This window comes from Azonexus sp., assembly GCF_030824335.1.
Classification (GTDB): Bacteria; Pseudomonadota; Gammaproteobacteria; order Burkholderiales; family Rhodocyclaceae; genus Azonexus.
In genome coordinates this window covers 64,499-80,246 of sequence record NZ_JAVBXX010000017.1, presented here as the reverse complement: position 1 = coordinate 80,246, position 15,748 = coordinate 64,499, and the positions used below count along the sequence as shown (strand labels likewise).

The 15,748-nt window shown below is 60.5% G+C and carries 16 protein-coding genes; 9 read left to right on the top strand and 7 right to left on the bottom strand.

The features are described from left to right. The first annotated feature begins 159 nt into the window (after nt 1-159). Entirely contained in the window at nt 160-864 is a 705-nt protein-coding gene (locus RCI20_RS11585) for an alpha/beta fold hydrolase (protein ID WP_306605654.1), read from the top strand. A gap of 76 nt (nt 865-940) precedes the next feature. Continuing rightward, nucleotides 941-1,333 carry a cupin domain-containing protein gene (locus tag RCI20_RS11580; RefSeq protein WP_306605652.1) on the top strand — a complete coding sequence of 131 codons (393 nt, stop codon included), beginning with the start codon at nt 941-943 and terminating at the stop codon, nt 1,331-1,333. Between the two features lie 15 nt (nt 1,334-1,348). Here RCI20_RS11580 and RCI20_RS11575 read toward each other — a convergent pair whose 3' ends face one another. Further along, a complete protein-coding gene (locus RCI20_RS11575) occupies nt 1,349-2,341 on the bottom strand; it encodes a PHB depolymerase family esterase (protein ID WP_306605651.1) in 993 nt (330 codons plus the stop codon). A 250-nt stretch (nt 2,342-2,591) separates the two neighbouring features. Here RCI20_RS11575 and RCI20_RS11570 point away from each other — a divergent pair, with 250 nt between their 5' ends. The 3 genes from RCI20_RS11570 (at nt 2,592) to RCI20_RS11560 (ending at nt 7,082) form a co-directional block, all read left to right on the top strand. Further along, entirely contained in the window at nt 2,592-2,975 is a 384-nt protein-coding gene (locus RCI20_RS11570) for a PRC-barrel domain-containing protein (protein ID WP_306605649.1), read from the top strand. A gap of 153 nt (nt 2,976-3,128) precedes the next feature. After that, a complete protein-coding gene (gene pepN, locus RCI20_RS11565) occupies nt 3,129-5,747 on the top strand; it encodes an aminopeptidase N (RefSeq protein ID WP_306605647.1) in 2,619 nt (872 codons plus the stop codon). Nucleotides 5,748-5,810: 63 nt separating this feature from the next. Continuing rightward, a complete protein-coding gene (locus tag RCI20_RS11560; RefSeq protein ID WP_306605644.1) occupies nt 5,811-7,082 on the top strand; it encodes an EAL domain-containing protein in 1,272 nt (423 codons plus the stop codon). On the opposite strand, the gene RCI20_RS11555 is transcribed toward RCI20_RS11560, so the two are convergent. Both RCI20_RS11555 and RCI20_RS11550 read right to left on the bottom strand, forming a co-directional pair. Next, nucleotides 7,083-7,859, bottom strand: a complete 777-nt coding sequence (locus RCI20_RS11555) for a LytTR family DNA-binding domain-containing protein (protein WP_306605642.1) — start codon at nt 7,857-7,859, stop codon at nt 7,083-7,085. Next, nucleotides 7,838-8,863 carry a sensor histidine kinase gene (locus RCI20_RS11550; RefSeq protein ID WP_306605640.1) on the bottom strand — a complete coding sequence of 342 codons (1,026 nt, stop codon included), beginning with the start codon at nt 8,861-8,863 and terminating at the stop codon, nt 7,838-7,840. Before RCI20_RS11550 ends, RCI20_RS11555 begins: the two co-directional genes overlap by 22 nt. Before the next feature lie 57 nt (nt 8,864-8,920). On the opposite strand from RCI20_RS11550, the gene argH reads away from it, so the two are divergent. From argH to RCI20_RS11535, 3 genes are all read left to right on the top strand, one after another. Further along, nucleotides 8,921-10,309: an argininosuccinate lyase gene (gene argH, locus RCI20_RS11545; protein ID WP_306605639.1), complete on the top strand. Its 1,389-nt coding sequence runs from the start codon at nt 8,921-8,923 to the stop codon at nt 10,307-10,309. Between the two features lie 144 nt (nt 10,310-10,453). Then, entirely contained in the window at nt 10,454-10,831 is a 378-nt protein-coding gene (locus RCI20_RS11540) for an OsmC family protein (protein ID WP_306605637.1), read from the top strand. A gap of 150 nt (nt 10,832-10,981) precedes the next feature. Further along, a complete protein-coding gene (locus tag RCI20_RS11535; RefSeq protein ID WP_306605635.1) occupies nt 10,982-11,908 on the top strand; it encodes a GlcNAc-transferase family protein in 927 nt (308 codons plus the stop codon). Between the two features lie 67 nt (nt 11,909-11,975). Here the strand turns inward: RCI20_RS11535 and grxD are convergent, their stop codons facing one another. Genes grxD through RCI20_RS11520 form a run of 3 tightly spaced genes read right to left on the bottom strand, consistent with a single transcriptional unit; the run spans nt 11,976 to nt 14,096 of the window. Continuing rightward, nucleotides 11,976-12,299 (bottom strand): Grx4 family monothiol glutaredoxin, encoded by a 324-nt coding sequence (grxD, locus tag RCI20_RS11530; protein ID WP_306605633.1) that lies wholly within the window; start codon nt 12,297-12,299, stop codon nt 11,976-11,978. Nucleotides 12,300-12,312: 13 nt separating this feature from the next. Beyond that, on the bottom strand, nt 12,313-13,134 hold the full coding sequence (gene prmC, locus RCI20_RS11525) for a peptide chain release factor N(5)-glutamine methyltransferase (RefSeq protein WP_306605631.1): 822 nt from the start codon (nt 13,132-13,134) through the stop codon (nt 12,313-12,315). Nucleotides 13,135-13,184: 50 nt separating this feature from the next. After that, a complete protein-coding gene (locus RCI20_RS11520) occupies nt 13,185-14,096 on the bottom strand; it encodes a LysR family transcriptional regulator (protein ID WP_306605628.1) in 912 nt (303 codons plus the stop codon). Between the two features lie 124 nt (nt 14,097-14,220). On the opposite strand from RCI20_RS11520, the gene RCI20_RS11515 reads away from it, so the two are divergent. Then, nucleotides 14,221-14,592 carry a GreA/GreB family elongation factor gene (locus RCI20_RS11515; RefSeq protein ID WP_306605626.1) on the top strand — a complete coding sequence of 124 codons (372 nt, stop codon included), beginning with the start codon at nt 14,221-14,223 and terminating at the stop codon, nt 14,590-14,592. Between the two features lie 25 nt (nt 14,593-14,617). Here RCI20_RS11515 and prfA read toward each other — a convergent pair whose 3' ends face one another. Next, the gene (gene prfA, locus RCI20_RS11510) at nt 14,618-15,700 is read right to left on the bottom strand and encodes a peptide chain release factor 1 (RefSeq protein ID WP_306605624.1); all 1,083 of its coding nucleotides are present in this window, start codon (nt 15,698-15,700) and stop codon (nt 14,618-14,620) included. Nucleotides 15,701-15,748: the final 48 nt, after the last annotated feature.

The following is a 15,748-nucleotide window of genomic DNA, read 5'->3' as shown; positions in this document are numbered from 1 at the left end:
GTTTGCGCACCGAGCAGTCGCGTTCATAGCGCGCAATATCAAACCACGACGCTCTTCGCAGCAATTCGCCGCGGTGGTTCCAGACATTGAGTGTTTTTCAATAATTTCACCTGTTTTTTTTGTCAGGCAGGGCCTTCAATGTCACTTCAGGAACGAAGCATGAAACCGAATATTTTGCTGTTACCCGGCTTGCTCAATGATGCAAGCGTTTTTACGGAACAGGTGGCTGCCTTGACGGCGGTGGCTACCGTTGAAGTGGGCAACCTGAGCCTTGCCGAGTCGATTGCCGATCTGGCCGCCAGCGTACTCAAGCAGGCGTCGGCCAAACGTTTTGTGCTGCTCGGCCTGTCACTTGGCGGCTACGTCGCTTTCGAAATCATGCGCCAGGCCCCCGAACGGGTGGCTGGATTGGTGCTGATGGACACGACGGCGCGGCCTGATACATCGGAAGCCAGTGCACAACGCGAAGCACTGATCAAGCTGGCCGCGACCGATCTCGACGCCGTGATCGAGCAATTGCTGCCGCTGCTCTCGCATCCGGCACGCATGAATCTACCTGCGGTGCGGGGCAACATCCAGTCGATGGCGAATGGTCTGGGGAAGGCGGTTTTCGAACGCCAGCAACGAGCGATCATCGGCCGCCCGGACAGCCGGCCGACATTGAAAAGCATCACCTGCCCGACGCTGGTGATCTGTGGCCAGGACGACCTGATCACGCCACCACAAATGGCGCAAGAGATTGCCAGCGGGATCAAGCATGCCAAGCTTGAACTCATCGCCGAGTGCGGCCACCTGGCGACGCTTGATCAACCCAAACTGGTCAGTGAGCGTTTGCTCGACTGGATCAAGGACAACAAATTCTGATGCGCAGGAATCCCAAGCCTTGCACGGTCAACACAAAAATCAGCAAAGCGCCACATGGCGCACCGAAGGAGTCGTAATGAAGGGTTTTGTCCAGGATATCGAAAGTCTCGCGGTCAAGAACAACAAGTTTCGCCAAGTGCTCTATACGGCCAAAAATTCCCAACTGGTCCTGATGTCGCTGAAACCGCAGGAAGACATCGGCGCCGAGATTCATCAGGTCGACCAGTTTTTCCGTGTCGAAGAAGGTTCCGGCGAGGCCGTGCTGAATGGCGCCCGGACCGCGATTCAAGCCGGCTTTGCGGTACTCGTCCCGGCCGGCGTCAATCACAACATCATCAACACCGGCAGCGTGCCGCTGAAGCTATATACGCTTTATGCGCCGCCGCATCATCGCGATGGCGTCATTCACAAGACCCGCGCCGACGCCGAGGGCGACGGTGAGCATTTCAGCGGCAAGACGACTGAATAGCTGGCTGCGGCGGCGCTAGCCGGCCGCCCCGGCAAATTGCCGGGCGATGAAGGACCAGATCATCCGCGACGCATCCGGCCCTTGCGGATCGCTGTAGGGCTGGCCCGCGGCCCCGCCGCTCCAGGCGTGGCCGAGCCGCTCGACTTCACAGAATGTTGCGGTCAACTGCCTGCTTTTTCGATAATCGGTGATGGTCGCGGCGTAACGCGCGCCGCGCTGCACCCGGCGCGCTTTGCCGGCCTTGGCACCGACCCGCTCCGCCCAGCGCAGGGCGGCTTCCCGGCCATTCCCCGGCGCCACCACGTGGTCTGCCGCACCGTGAATGACCAGCAAGGCCGGCAGTCGCACATCGGGCGCAATGGCCGGCAGCGGCGAAGTGGTCGCGGTTTGTCCGAACATGGCCTTGATGGCGGTCACCGACGAATGGGCGACGCCCGGCGCGATCCCCGAATGCATGGCGATTGCCCGAAAGCGCTCCGGATGCAGCGTCGCCAGCAAGACGGCCATGCCGGCGCCGGCGGAAATCCCCGCCAGCGCCACCCGATTGCGGTCGACGGCCTGGGTCAGGCAAATCTGCTCGATGGCGGCACCGATCGAACTGGCTTCGGCTTGCGCCCGGCCCGTCCGCGTGTCGTACCAGCTCCAGCATCCCTGCACATTCGCCAGGCGATCCTGCTCCGGATAGAGCACGAAAAAACGTTCACGGGCAGCAACTGCGTTCATCCGGCTGCTGGCGGCCAGAGCCTCGGCATCCTGTCCGCAGCCATGCAGCATGACCAGCAACGGCAAGCGTTCGTCGCGTTGAATGCCGGACGGCTTGTAGAGCCGATAGCGGCGCGGCCCCGCCGCGCCAATGGCAATCCCCGCCGTCCAGTTGGCCGACGGCGCCAGCGCCTTTTTGCTCACGACGCGCTTTCCGGCCGGCGGTGCGGCCCGCAAACCTGCCTTGATCGCCTTGCTGCCGACGTTCATTGCCGTCCGCGTCATCGTCTTCAAAACGCGCTGCAATGATCGGCTCCAGGCTGGTTTTCGTGTTCGCCTTGCCATTTGCTGTTCCTTATAGCATTTCAGTTGATGGCGCCAATTATCAGACAGGGCACATCGCCGCATTTGTCTGTTCGAACACAGTCAGCAGGCCAATACGCTAAGGGCGCCAGCGCACCGATTGCCAGCGTTGCCTTGTCTATTCTCCTCATCACGGATACCAGATCAGCACTCAGGCAGCCGCCCCATTCATTCAATTTATCAGGAGCATCAAATGAACGATACGATCAACACAGCTGCCATCAACGCCGGCCGTCTTAACTCACGCGTCCTCAGTGCCAGCTCGTTGAGCAGCGACGACGTCTATAACCCGAAAGGCGAAAAACTGGGCAACATCAAGGAACTCATGCTGAACATCGAAAACGGCAAGGTTTGCTACGCCGTACTGTCCTTCGGCGGTTTCCTCAGCCTCGGCGAAAAGCTTTTTGCCGTGCCGTGGAGCGCGCTGAAGGTCGATACGGTAAACAAGCGCTTTGTCATGGATACCAACGAAGAACGCCTGAAAAATGCACCGGGGTTCGATCCCGACAATTGGCCCAACATGGCCGATGCGACCTGGGAAAAGAACGTCCATGCCTATTACGGCACAAGCTACTGAAGCCATGTAACTGGCTTGCTTCAAGCTGATGCGCCCAGCGCGGGCTGCATCAGCCATAAATCGCCGAACCATCAGGCCAGCACCGCCCCGGACAAGGCAAAGCCACTTTTCCCGTATGATTCCGTGCTTGTCTCCCCTGGCCCCGCAAGCACAATGAAAACCGAAACCCCGCAGACCATTTACCTCAAGGACTACACCGTCCCGGCCTTCCTGATCGACACGGTCGACCTCGATTTCAGCATCGAAACCAACGGCACTGTCGTCACGGCAACGCTGGCCATGCGCCGCAACCCGGCCGCTACCGATGCCACAAGCGCGCTGGTTCTCGACGGTGAAGAACTGGAAACCCTCAATGTTGCGGTCGACGGCGAAAAAGTGCCGTTTTTGGCCACAGCAAGCACGTTGACCGTAGAAAACCTGCCAACCGCCTTCACGCTGCAAACAAAGGTGCGCATCAAGCCGGACGGCAACACGCGTCTGTCCGGCATGTATCGCTCGAAGGATGGCTATTTCACGCAATGCGAGGCGCAGGGCTTCCGGCGCATCACCTGGTTCCTCGACCGCCCGGACGTGATGTCCACCTACACGGTGACGCTGCACGCCGACAAGGCGACTTACCCGATCCTGCTGGCAAATGGAAATCCCGTGGCAAACGGGGATGAAGCCAACGGTCGCCACTGGGCGAAATGGGCCGATCCGTTCCGCAAACCGGCCTACCTGTTCGCGCTGGTCGCCGGCAAGCTCGACGGCCTGTTCGACACTTTCCAGACCGCTTCCGGGCGCACCGTCCAGCTCGCCATTTACGTCGAACCGGGCAAGCTCGACCAATGCCCGCACGCGATGGCGGCGCTGCAAAAATCCATGAAATGGGACGAAGAACGCTTCGGCCTGGAATGCGACCTCGACCATTACATGATCGTCGCCGTTGGCGATTTCAACATGGGTGCGATGGAGAACAAGGGCCTCAACATCTTCAATACGAAATACGTGCTGGCGCGCAGCGATGTCGCCACTGACGTCGATTTCGAGAACATCGACCGCGTCGTCGCGCACGAATATTTCCACAACTGGACCGGCAACCGCGTGACCTGCCGCGACTGGTTCCAGCTATCGCTGAAGGAAGGCCTGACCGTGTTCCGCGACCAGGAGTTCGGCGCCGACCTGCACAACCGGCAGACCGCCCGCATCCGTGAAGTGCGCGGCCTGCGCGCCGCCCAGTTCCCGGAAGATGCCGGCCCGATGGCGCACCCGATCCGGCCGGAGAGCTTCGTCGAAATCAACAATTTCTACACCTCGACCGTGTACGAAAAGGGCGCCGAAGTCATCCGTATGATCCAGACGCTGATCGGCCGCGACGGTTTCCGTGCCGGCATGGACGAATACTTCCGTCGCCACGACGGCCAGGCGGTGACCTGCGAGGATTTCGTCGCGGCGATGGCTGCCGCCTCGGGTTTCGACTTCACGCAGTTCATGCGCTGGTACCAGCAGCCGGGCACGCCGCGTGTTGCGGTCGACGGCTTTTTTGACGCAGAAACGAAAACCTACACGCTGACCTGCACGCAGTCCAACCCGCGTGCCAGCGACGAATTTGGCGAAACTGGGCCGTACCTGATCCCGCTCCGCGTCGCACTGTTCGCCGACGATGGCAGCTTGCTGCCAAACAGCGAACGCCTGCTGCAACTGAGCGCGACAACGCAATCTTTCGTCTTCGAGAACGTCGGCGCCGAACCCGTCCCGTCGCTGCTACGCGACTTCTCGGCGCCGGTTTACCTCGATTTCGATTACACGCCGGAACAGCTCACCGTGCTGCTGGCGCACGAATCCGACCCGTTCAACGCCTGGGAAGCCGGCCAACGGCTGGCAACGCAACTGATCCTCGGCGCTGCCGCGGCCATCGCCGCCGCTCAGGAACCGGTCTGGCCAAGCAGCTTCGTCGATGCCGCACGCCGGCTGCTGCAAACGCAAAGCCAGCGCGGCGCCGCCTTCGTCGCCGAAGCGCTGACCCTGCCCGGCGAAGCGACGCTGGCCGAACTAATGCCGGTGGTCGATCCCGATGCGCTGCACACCGCGCGCAACGCTCTGCGCCGGCATCTGGCCGAACAACTCGAAGGCGAGTTTTCCGGCCTGTATGCCGGGTTGACCGTAAAAGAAACCTACGCGCCGAACAGCGAGCAAGCCGGCCGCCGCGCGCTGCGCAACCTGTGCCTGTCCTACCTGCTCGAACTCGACACCCTGGCGGTGCGCCAATTGGCTCTGCAACAGTTCAGGACGGCCGACAACATGACCGACCAGTTCGCCGCCCTCGCCGCGCTGGCCAACGTCAATGCCGCCGACTGCCCGCAGCGCGAAACGGCGCTCGCCGACTTCTACGCGCAATGGAAGGACGAAGCGCTGGTGGTCGACAAATGGCTGCAAGCGCAATCGACCAGCCGCCGTCCGGACACGCTGGCCACGGTCAAGGCGCTGACCGCCCACCCGGCTTTCGACATCGGCAATCCGAACAAGATCTATGCGCTGATCCGTGCCTTCGGGGCCAATCTCGTGCGCTTCAACGCGGCCGATGGCAGCGGTTACGCCTTCATCGCCGACCAGGTGATCGTCCTGCACGACCGCAACCCGCAGGTCGCTTCGCGGCTGGCGCGCTGCTTCGACCGCTGGACGAAATTCGATGCTGGCCGGCAGGCGCACGCCCGCGCCGCGCTTGAATGCATCCGCGATCACGCCGGCCTGTCGCGCGATGTGCTGGAAGTGGTGACCCGCGCACTCGGCTAAGCACGAAGGGAGCAGGCCATGCTATTGTGGCGGCCTGTTCCCCTTCCCCTAGAGTACGGACTGATGCAGGACAATCTGCCACGCGATCTGTCACGCGAAAATCATCCGGCCGGCCATGTGATTTTTCATATCGGCGAACCAGGTGACTGCGCCTATCTGGTTGAAAGTGGCTCTATCGAAGTGCTCGCCCGAAACGGACGCGCCATCGCCATCATCAAAGCGGGCGAGATTTTTGGCGAAATCGCGCTGCTCGACCAATTACCGCGCACGGCCACCGTTCGCACGCGAGAACAGACCGTCCTTCTGCGCATTGATCGCAGTCACGTCCATGAATTACTGAAGCGGACCGACCCGGTCATTCGGCACCTGCTGACATTACTGCTCGAGCGCTTCCGGCATCGCAGCGATACCGCCCCCCCGGCCGGCCACCTGCTGACACCGCTACTGGAGCGCTTCTGGTCGCGCAACGACGATACGCCGCCGCAAATCAGCACACAGATCTGCTGCCAGGAAGGCGATGGCGCGGCCACCAACCTGACGCTGATGCTGGCCCAAGACCTCGGCCAGGCAATGAAAAACGGCCAACTGACGCTGGCCTACCAACCGTTGCTCAGCCTGCCGGACCGTCGACTGCTCGGCTTCGAAGCGCTGATTCGCTGGTATCACCCGATATTGGGCAGCATCATGCCGACCAAGCTGATTGCGCTGGCCGAAAAAACCGGCATGATCCGTGCCCTCGGACTTTGGGTACTAAGCCGCGCCATCGGCGACTGGCCGACGCTGCGCCAGCACTGCGACCAGCGCCAAACGGCAATACCGTTCATCAGCATCAACCTGTCGGCCCCGGAACTGGCCAATGGCGAACTGGCCGAAACGATAGATCAATTACTGAAAACCGCCGATATCCCGCCCGGGCAGCTGCAGCTCGAACTGATCGAAACGACGCTGATCGATGATGTCCCAACTGCCAGCGCCTGCCTGGAAAAACTGACGACGCGGGGTATCGGGATTGCACTGGACGATTTCGGCACGGGTTATGCCAGCTTCGAATACCTCAGCACGCTGCCCATTTCCTGCCTGAAGATTGACCAGGCCTTTATCCGCGATGCAACGCACGACAGTCGGCGCCGCGAGATCGTGCAAATGGCGATCAATCTTGCCCGCTCGCTGGGCATGACGACCATCGGCGAAGGTATCGAGGACGAGGCTACCGCTGAATTGCTCAGCGAACTGGGCTGCAATATTGCCCAAGGCTATTTCTTTGGCCGCCCCATGCCGCTGGAGGCCATTCCAGACTGGCTGACGGAAACCCGGGCGCTCGGCCGCCTGGCCTGATCAACTGCCCTGGAGCAGGGCTTTGACGACGCCCCATTGCCGCCGGCTAACCGGCAACCTTTCCGGCACGCCACGCAGCAAAGCCCAACCATAGGCCTCGGCATCGTCGCCAACGACCCGCTCCAGACCGATCAGCGCCGAACGCGCCACCAGCACGGCACGATGCAGGCGCAGGAAAGCAGCAGAAAACTCGCTTTCCAGATGCAACAAGGATTCATCAAGCAAATACTCACGGTCGACCGTACGGGCGGTGACATATTTGAGATCGGCCTTGAAATAGAGCACGTCATCCACCGGCACCAGCAGCAAGCGACCGCGCTCATGGCAGGACACATGACGCCTTCCGCTGCCACGTACTGCCTGGCCAATGTCATTGAGCAACGCAGGATCAGGATGGTGCCCCGGCATTTTCTGCAAGGCCACAAGCAGGCGCTGGGCGCGTACCGGTTTCAGCAGGTAATCCAGCGCATTGAGATCAAAGGCCTGGACTGCATAGTTGTCATAGGCCGTGGTAAAAATGACAGCCGGTGGAGGGCTCAGGCGCCCGATATGCGCGGCCAGTTCAATGCCATCCATCACCGGCATCCGGATATCGCACAACACTACATCAACTGTTTGCTCACGCAGGATGTCGAGTGCCTGCACGCCGTTAGCGGCTTCTCCGACCACGCTACTGGGGCACTGCCCGGCAATATCGCCGAGCAGCGAACGCAATCGCTCACGGGCCAACGGCTCGTCATCAACCAACAGGATGTTCAAGGGGATTTGCGTCGACATGGCAGCACAATGCGAACTTCGTAACGGTTTTCCGCCACCTCGGTTTCAAGGCGGGCCTCCAGATCGTAATAGAGTGCCAGACGCTCCCGGATATTGGCCAGTGCCATGTGGTTGCCAGCGGCGTGCATGCCGGCCCCCGTAGAGTTGCTGAGGACGGGATTGGCAATCCGGATATGCAACTCATCAGCGCGCTGGTCGATGGCAATGACGATCGTCCCGCCGACCGGCGCCGGTTCGATACCGTGATAAACCGCATTTTCCAGCAGCGGTTGCAGCATCAGCGGCGGAATCGGCAGATCGAGCGGAATATTGTCGATTTGCCAGTCGACCGCAAGACGCTCGCCCAGACGCAGGTATTCCAACTCAAGATACTGCCGGCCCAGATCGATTTCATCGGCCAGACTGACCAGTTCGGCCGGATCGCGCATGGCCGCACGAAACAAGTCGGACAAGGACTCCAGTGCTGCCTCGGCCTGGGATGGCCGGGCACGGATCAACGACAACACGGCATTCAGCGAATTGAACAGGAAATGCGGCCGGATACGGGCATTCAAGGCGGCCAGGCGGGCTTCGGCTTGCGCCGGCGAAAAAGCCCGTGAGCGCAATTCGAAATAGCCAAGCAGCAAACCGGTTGTGGCCCAAGTCAGCAAGAGGAAGCGCCACGGACTGGCCGCTTCAAAGAGATTCAGCGACCAGGCGCCCTGCAGCAACAGCTGCGCCAGTGCGCCAAAAATAACCAGCACGCACATTTGACCAAGCCGCAAAGGCAAGCGCCATAACAGATTGCGCAACAAGGCCAGGACACCAAGACCGAACAGCAACAGGGGTTCGACCAGCGAAGCCAGATCGATGTAATGCGCCTTCCAGCCAGGCAGATCGTTGGCCAGCAGCAAAGCCGCCAGCGCGGCCAGCGCATTGACGCCAAGCAGCACGCGCAGCATGACGCCAAAATTGCGCCAGTCAGGTAGCGGGTGCGTCGCCGGAAAGTGCCGTATACTTGCCATCTTTGTGCGGGTTTCTTCGAAATTCGTCGCTTAACCGCCTCATTTTAGACCCAAGTCATGACTTCCAACGCCAATCAATACACCTGGGCCGGCCGTTTCTCCGAGCCGGTTTCCGATCTCGTCAAACGCTACACCGCTTCGGTCGACTTCGACCAGCGCATGTGGCGCCAGGACATTCGCGGCTCGCTGGCGCACGCCCGCATGCTGGCCAAGCAGGGCATCATCGCCGCCGCCGACCTGGCCGACATCGAACGCGGCATGGCCATCGTCACCGAGGAAATCGAGTCCGGCAAGTTTGAATGGTCGCTCGATCTGGAAGACGTGCACCTGAACATCGAGAAGCGCCTCACCGCGCTGGTCGGCGATGCCGGCAAACGCCTGCACACCGGCCGCTCGCGCAACGACCAGGTCGCGACCGACATCCGCCTCTACCTGCGTGATGCCATCGACGACATCCAGATGTTGCTCAAAGCTTTCCGCAGCGCACTGGTCGATTTGGCCGAAAAAGAGGCGTCGACCGCAATGCCCGGCTTCACCCACCTGCAGGTGGCCCAGCCGGTGACTTTCGGCCACCACATGCTGGCCTATTTCGAAATGTTCGGCCGCGACAGCGAGCGCTTCGCCGACTGCCGCAAACGTGTCGCCCGCCTGCCGCTGGGTTCCGCTGCGCTGGCCGGCACCACCTACCCGATTGATCGCCAGTTCGTTGCCGAACAACTCGGCTTCGAAGGCGTCTGCGAGAACTCGCTCGATGCCGTGTCGGATCGCGATTTCGCCATCGAATTCACCTCGGCCTGCGCGCTGCTGATGATGCACATCAGCCGTTTGTCCGAAGAACTGGTGATGTGGATGAGCCCGCGCGTCGGCTTCATCCAGATTGCCGACCGCTTCTGCACCGGCTCGTCGATCATGCCGCAGAAGAAGAACCCGGACGTGCCGGAACTGGCTCGCGGCAAGACCGGCCGCGTCTATGGCCAGCTGATGTCGCTGCTGACCCTGATGAAGTCGCAGCCGCTGGCCTACAACAAGGACAACCAGGAAGACAAGGAACCGCTGTTCGATGCCGTCGACACCGTCACCGACACGCTGCGCATCTTCGCCGACATGGCCGGTGGCATCACCGTGCGCGCCGAGAACATGCAGGCCGCGCTGACCCAGGGCTTCGCCACCGCCACCGACCTCGCCGACTACCTGACCAAGAAGGGCCTGCCCTTCCGCGATGCGCACGAAGCCGTCGGGCTTGCCGTCAAGGCCGCCGAACTCAAGGGTGTCGACCTGCCGCAACTGACACTGGAAGAACTGAAAGCATTTTCGCCACTGATCGAAAACGACGTTTTTGCCGTGTTGACCGTAGAAGGCTCGCTCGCTTCACGCAATCACATCGGTGGCACCGCACCGGAACAGGTCAAGGCGGCCATCGTTCGCGCCCGCCAACGGCTGGCCTGAAAAAGCCATCGCAAAAAAACCGCCGGAAATTTCGGCGGTTTTTTTGCAGCACAAACATTAGCAGTTTATTATATTTAGACATAGCAAAACCCAAGGCGGACTTGCCGCTTTGTCACCAGAACATCGATACCAAGGAAAATCAGCATGTACTCAACCGTCGTCGACAGCACTCCGCTTATCAAAGTCAGCAGCAGCAAATACGAAGCCAACTACGCGCTCGATGGCTCGCTGATGAATCCGCTGGAAGCCTTTTATGCCTCACTCGCCGCCTGTGCTGCGGTCTACGCGAAAAAAGCCTGCAAACCCTTGGGCATTTCGGCCGCCGGCATTGAAATCAACTGCAAGCCCTTCGCCGGCCCCGGCGGTCCGCTGACCCTGGCCAAATTCAAAACGGAGATCCGTTTCCCGGCCGAATTCACGGCGGAACAAAAGGCTGCCGTCATCGACAGCATTGCGCACTGCGCCGTCAAGGAAGTGGTTGCCGACGGCCCGAACATCGAATTCTCGGTCAGCGAAATCTGAACCAGGCCGGGCAAAAACGCCTTGTTCATACCGTTCGGCCAATACTTGTCGAAGCACCATCCTTGAGCACCCGAGGGCTTCGACAGGCCCAACCAGAACGGTTTTGTTTAAACTAGCGCTTCTCAAATTCCGCCATCCCAGAGAAGCCCAATGAGTATCTTTGTCAGCGTCGCCGCTTTTTGCGAACCGCTCCTCGAATTCACCTTGGATAGCTTGTTTGGCCAGGCTGATCACGCCGGCGAAATCACGGTCGGCATCGTCGATCAGTCGCTTGACGACAATCGACAGTGGCTGGTCAAAAAATCCTATTGGCCGAATGTGCGTTACCTGCAGATCAACCCGATCGACTCGCGCGGTGTCAGTTGGGCCAGAAACATTGCTTTTTCCCTTTATCAGGATGAAACCCATCTGCTGCAGATCGACTCGCACACGTTTTTTACGCCGGGTTGGGACACGCGCTTGCTGGACAGCCTGAGCTTTCTGAATAAACAGGTGGAAAAACCGATCCTGACCACTTATCCCCCGCCCTTTGAATTCAATGCGGAAAACCAGCCTTACCCCACGCTACCGCCGTCAGAAACGATCTATCTGCTGAAAAAAAATCCGGAAACCGAAATCAGCGAGACCTGCGCGACCTTGCGTTTCCGGGTCGAACATCTGTTCGGTGCCGACTACGCCGAAGGTTTCCATATCGGCGCGGGATTTCTCTTTACCTTGGGGCGCTTTGTCGAAGAAATCCCCTACGATCCGTTCATGTATTTTCACGGTGAAGAGCAGAATCTGGCGCTGCGCGCTTACACCCGTGGCTGGACGATTTTTCATCCGAAGCAAAACGCCATTCCGCTTTATCACCTGTACAAGCAACGCGACAATTCCTACGTCTCGCATCACTGGCACCCCGATTACGAAGCGCAACGCCAGACCAAATGGGTCGCCCTGAAGAAACGCGCCGACGAGCGTCTGCTCGCCCTGATCAGGGGCAAGACGCCGGGCGTGTATGGCCTCGGTTCGGTACGTAGCCTGGATGACTTTTTCAAGATCAGCGGCATCGATTACCGCCCACTGGCAAAGAACTGAGGCTGGGCCAGTTTGCCCAAAACAAAGCCCGCCAATCGGCGGGCTTGTCGTTAGCGCTACCTGACGATCAGGCCGGCACGATACCTTCCAGCAGTTGCTGCAGTTCGCCGGTCTGGTACATCTCCTTGACGATATCGCAGCCGCCGATGAATTCGCCCTTGATGTAGAGCTGCGGAATGGTCGGCCAGTTGGCGTATTCCTTGACGCCGTTGCGGATTGCTTCGTCGGCCAGCACGTTGACCGTGACAAAGTCGTCAACGCCACAGGCTTTGAGTACCTGGACAACGGCAGCGGAGAAGCCGCACTGCGGGAAACGGGCATCACCCTTCATGTAAAGAACAACCGGGTTGCCGGTCACGGTGGCGTGGATGCGTTGCTGAACGTCGGACATACTTTCTCCAGATTTACAGATGAGCGCCGGACACGCGATCGATGCCGGCCAGGTCGGGGTGAGTGAATGCCGCTTGGAACGCGGCGGCGCTTAATAAGTTCCGGCTGGCAGGGCCTTGATCGTAGCCATGCTCGAACAGCAACCAGCCGCCGGGATTCAGATGGGCCGGCGCAGCGGCCACAATGCGCCGGATGCAGGCCAGACCGTCGCCGCCTTTTTCCAGATCGCTGAGCGCCATTTGCGGCTCGAAAGGCAGGCCGTCGAGCGCCAGATGCGGGTCGCCGTCAGCCACATAGGGCGGATTGGAAACGATCAAGTCGAAGCGTTCGCCGGCCACCGGGGCGAACCAGTCGCCGGTGCGAAACTCGACCTTGGCGCCCAACCGACCGGCGTTGTTGCGCGCCACGGAAATTGCGCCGGGCGACAGGTCGACCGCAACCAGCTGCGCCTGCGGGCATTCGAGCGCCAGCGAAATGGCAACGATGCCGGAGCCGGTGCCGAGATCGAGCACGCGGGCGGTTTTCAAGGTTTTCAGCCGGTCGACCGCAAGATCGATCAGCACTTCGGTTTCCGGGCGCGGAATCAATACATCGGGCGATACCTGGAAGACCTGGCCGCGAAATTCGCTTTCACCGACCAGATAAGCCAGCGGCTCACCTGCCGCCCGGCGCGCCACCCATTCGGCAAACTGCGCATCAGCCGGGGCCGGCACCGGGGTTTCCGGCCGCGCCAGCAAATCTGCGTGCGTGCAGCCGGTGGCGTATTGCAGCAGCAGACGGGCATCGAGCCGGTCAATTTTCTCGCGTGCTGCGGTCAACGCTTCAAACAGCGTCATTTTCAACTTTCGGAACAAAACGCCCGGCAGTATAAGGCAGAGCGCCAGGACTAAGCGGCCAGGCGGTCCCAATACGGATTGGCGCCAAATCGCGCCAGCAGGAAATCGATGAAGACCCTGACTTTGAGCGGCAAGTGGCGATTGGGCAGATGCACAGCGTAGAGAAAACGGTCGACCGGCACATAGCCGGGCAACACCTCGATCAAGCGTCCGGCCTGCAACTCGCGCCCGACAATGAAGGTGGGCAGCAAAGCCAGCCCCAGCCCGCCCAGCACCGCCTGCGACAAGGCTTCGTCGTCATTGATGCGCAGGCTGCCGGAAACGGCGACAGAGACGGCGCCATGCGGCCCGGTCAGGTGCCAGAAACCCTGGGCATTCATGTGGCTGTAATCCAGGCAATTGTGCGCGGCCAGTTCTTCCGGTGTCCGCGGGATGCCGCAACGGGCCAGATAGGCCGGACTGGCGCAGATTTTTCGCCGGATCGGCGCCAACTGCCGGGCCACCAGATTGGGCGCGGCCTCGGGCGCAATCCGCAGGGCGACGTCGAAACCGTCTTCGACCAGATCGATCAGCCGGTCGCTGATGCTCATGTCGACCGCCAAATCGCTGTGTTGGGCCATGAAATCCGGCAACGCCGGCGCGACGTGCAAGGTGCCGAAGGCCACCGAAGCACTGATTTTCAGCGTGCCGCGTGGCTCCAGGTGCAGCCGGTTGATCGTCTGATCGGCCAGCGCCAGCTCGTCGAGGATGCGGTCGCAATGCTCGAAATACGCCTCGCCGATTTCCGTCAGGCTGAGCCGCCGCGTGCTCCGGTGCAGCAGGCGCACGCCTAGCGCCGCTTCCAGCCGGGCCACCGACTTGCTGATCCGCGACTTGGAAATCTCCAGCCGGCGGGCCGCCTCGGAAAAACTCTTCGCTTTGACGACCTGCGCGAAAAACAGCATATCCCTGATGTCATGCATGCCGGCCTCCGACTGTTACCCAAAAAGAAACAGTCTTGTTCAAAGCACGGGACTTATCAAGCCCCGCCACAAGCCCTAGCATCGCAATCTTCAATCCCCATTCAAAAGCAAGGAAACAGAAACTTTGGAACTTATCGTCAGCAAACAGGATTTTGTCCGCCTGATGGCCCTGCGCCCGCCCGCCGAACTGCAGGCTGAACTGGAACTCTCTATTGTTGTCCCAGCAGAATCAGTCGATCCCGCCGTCGTTACACTGGGATCGCGCGTCCGTTATCAGGATGAAAACACCGGCCAAATCCGCGAGATCGAGATTGTCAGCCCGGAAGAAGCCGACATGGCAAGCGACCGGGTATCCGTTTTCACCCCGGTAGGCACCGCCCTGTTCGGTCTGAGCGCGGGAAATGGTACGAACTGGGATTTCCCTGACGGTAGCGTGCGCCGGCTGAATATCCTGCACGTCAGCCAGGCCACCAAATCTTGTCACCCGGCCGACTGATCGGCAGGAAACACCCCCCGCTGGCTCAGTTCTGCTCGGCCAGTTCCGCCAGCAGATCGGCCTGATGTTCGGCCGCCAGCGCGCCGAGCAATTCTTCCATGTCGCCATCCAGGATCGCGGCAATTTTGTACAGCGTCAGGTTGATGCGGTGATCGGTAATCCGGCCCTGCGGAAAATTGTAGGTGCGGATGCGCTCGGAGCGGTCGCCGGAGCCGATCAGACTTTTGCGCGTACTCGAAATATGCGCCTGCTGCGCGCGCACCTGGACGTCCTTGATGCGCGCCGCCAGCACTTTCATGGCGGAAGCCTTGTTGGCATGCTGCGAGCGACCATCCTGGCATTCGGCAACAATGCCGGTCGGCAAGTGAGTGATGCGCACCGCAGAATCGGTCTTGTTGATGTGTTGACCGCCGGCGCCGGAAGCGCGGAAGGTGTCGATGCGCAGGTCGGCCGGATTCAGATTGACGTCTTCGACTTCATCGACTTCCGGCATGATCGCCACGGTGCACGCCGAAGTATGAATGCGCCCCTGCGTTTCGGTTTCCGGTACGCGCTGCACGCGATGTCCGCCGGATTCGAACTTGAGCCGCGAATAGGCGCCGTAACCGGCGATGCGGCAAATGATTTCACGATAACCGCCAAGCTCGGATTCACTGGCCGACATGACTTCGACCTGCCAGCGCTGGCGCTCGGCAAAGCGCGAATACATGCGGAACAGGTCGCCGGCGAACAAGGCCGACTCATCGCCACCGGTGCCGGCACGGATTTCCAGGATCACGCTGCGTTCGTCGTTCGGATCTTTCGGCAGCAAGAGGCGCTGCAATTCGACCTCGAGGGCCGGCAGCCGGCTCTTGGCCGCGGCCATTTCTTCTTCGGCAAACTCACGCATGTCCGGATCGGCCAGCATCGCCTCGGCTTCAGCAATGTCGTTTTCGGCCTGCCGAAAGGCATTGAACTGCGCCACCACCGGCTCGACTTCGGCCCGTTCGCGCGACAGCTTGCGAAACTGCTCCATGTCGCCAGCCGTACTTGGTGCCGACAACATGCGGTCAATTTCGTCGAGACGATCGACCAGCAGATCCAGTTTTTGGCGAATGCTCGATTTCATGGAAGATAGCCAAGCGGCCAAATGGTTCGAAGGGGCGTTATGGTACCC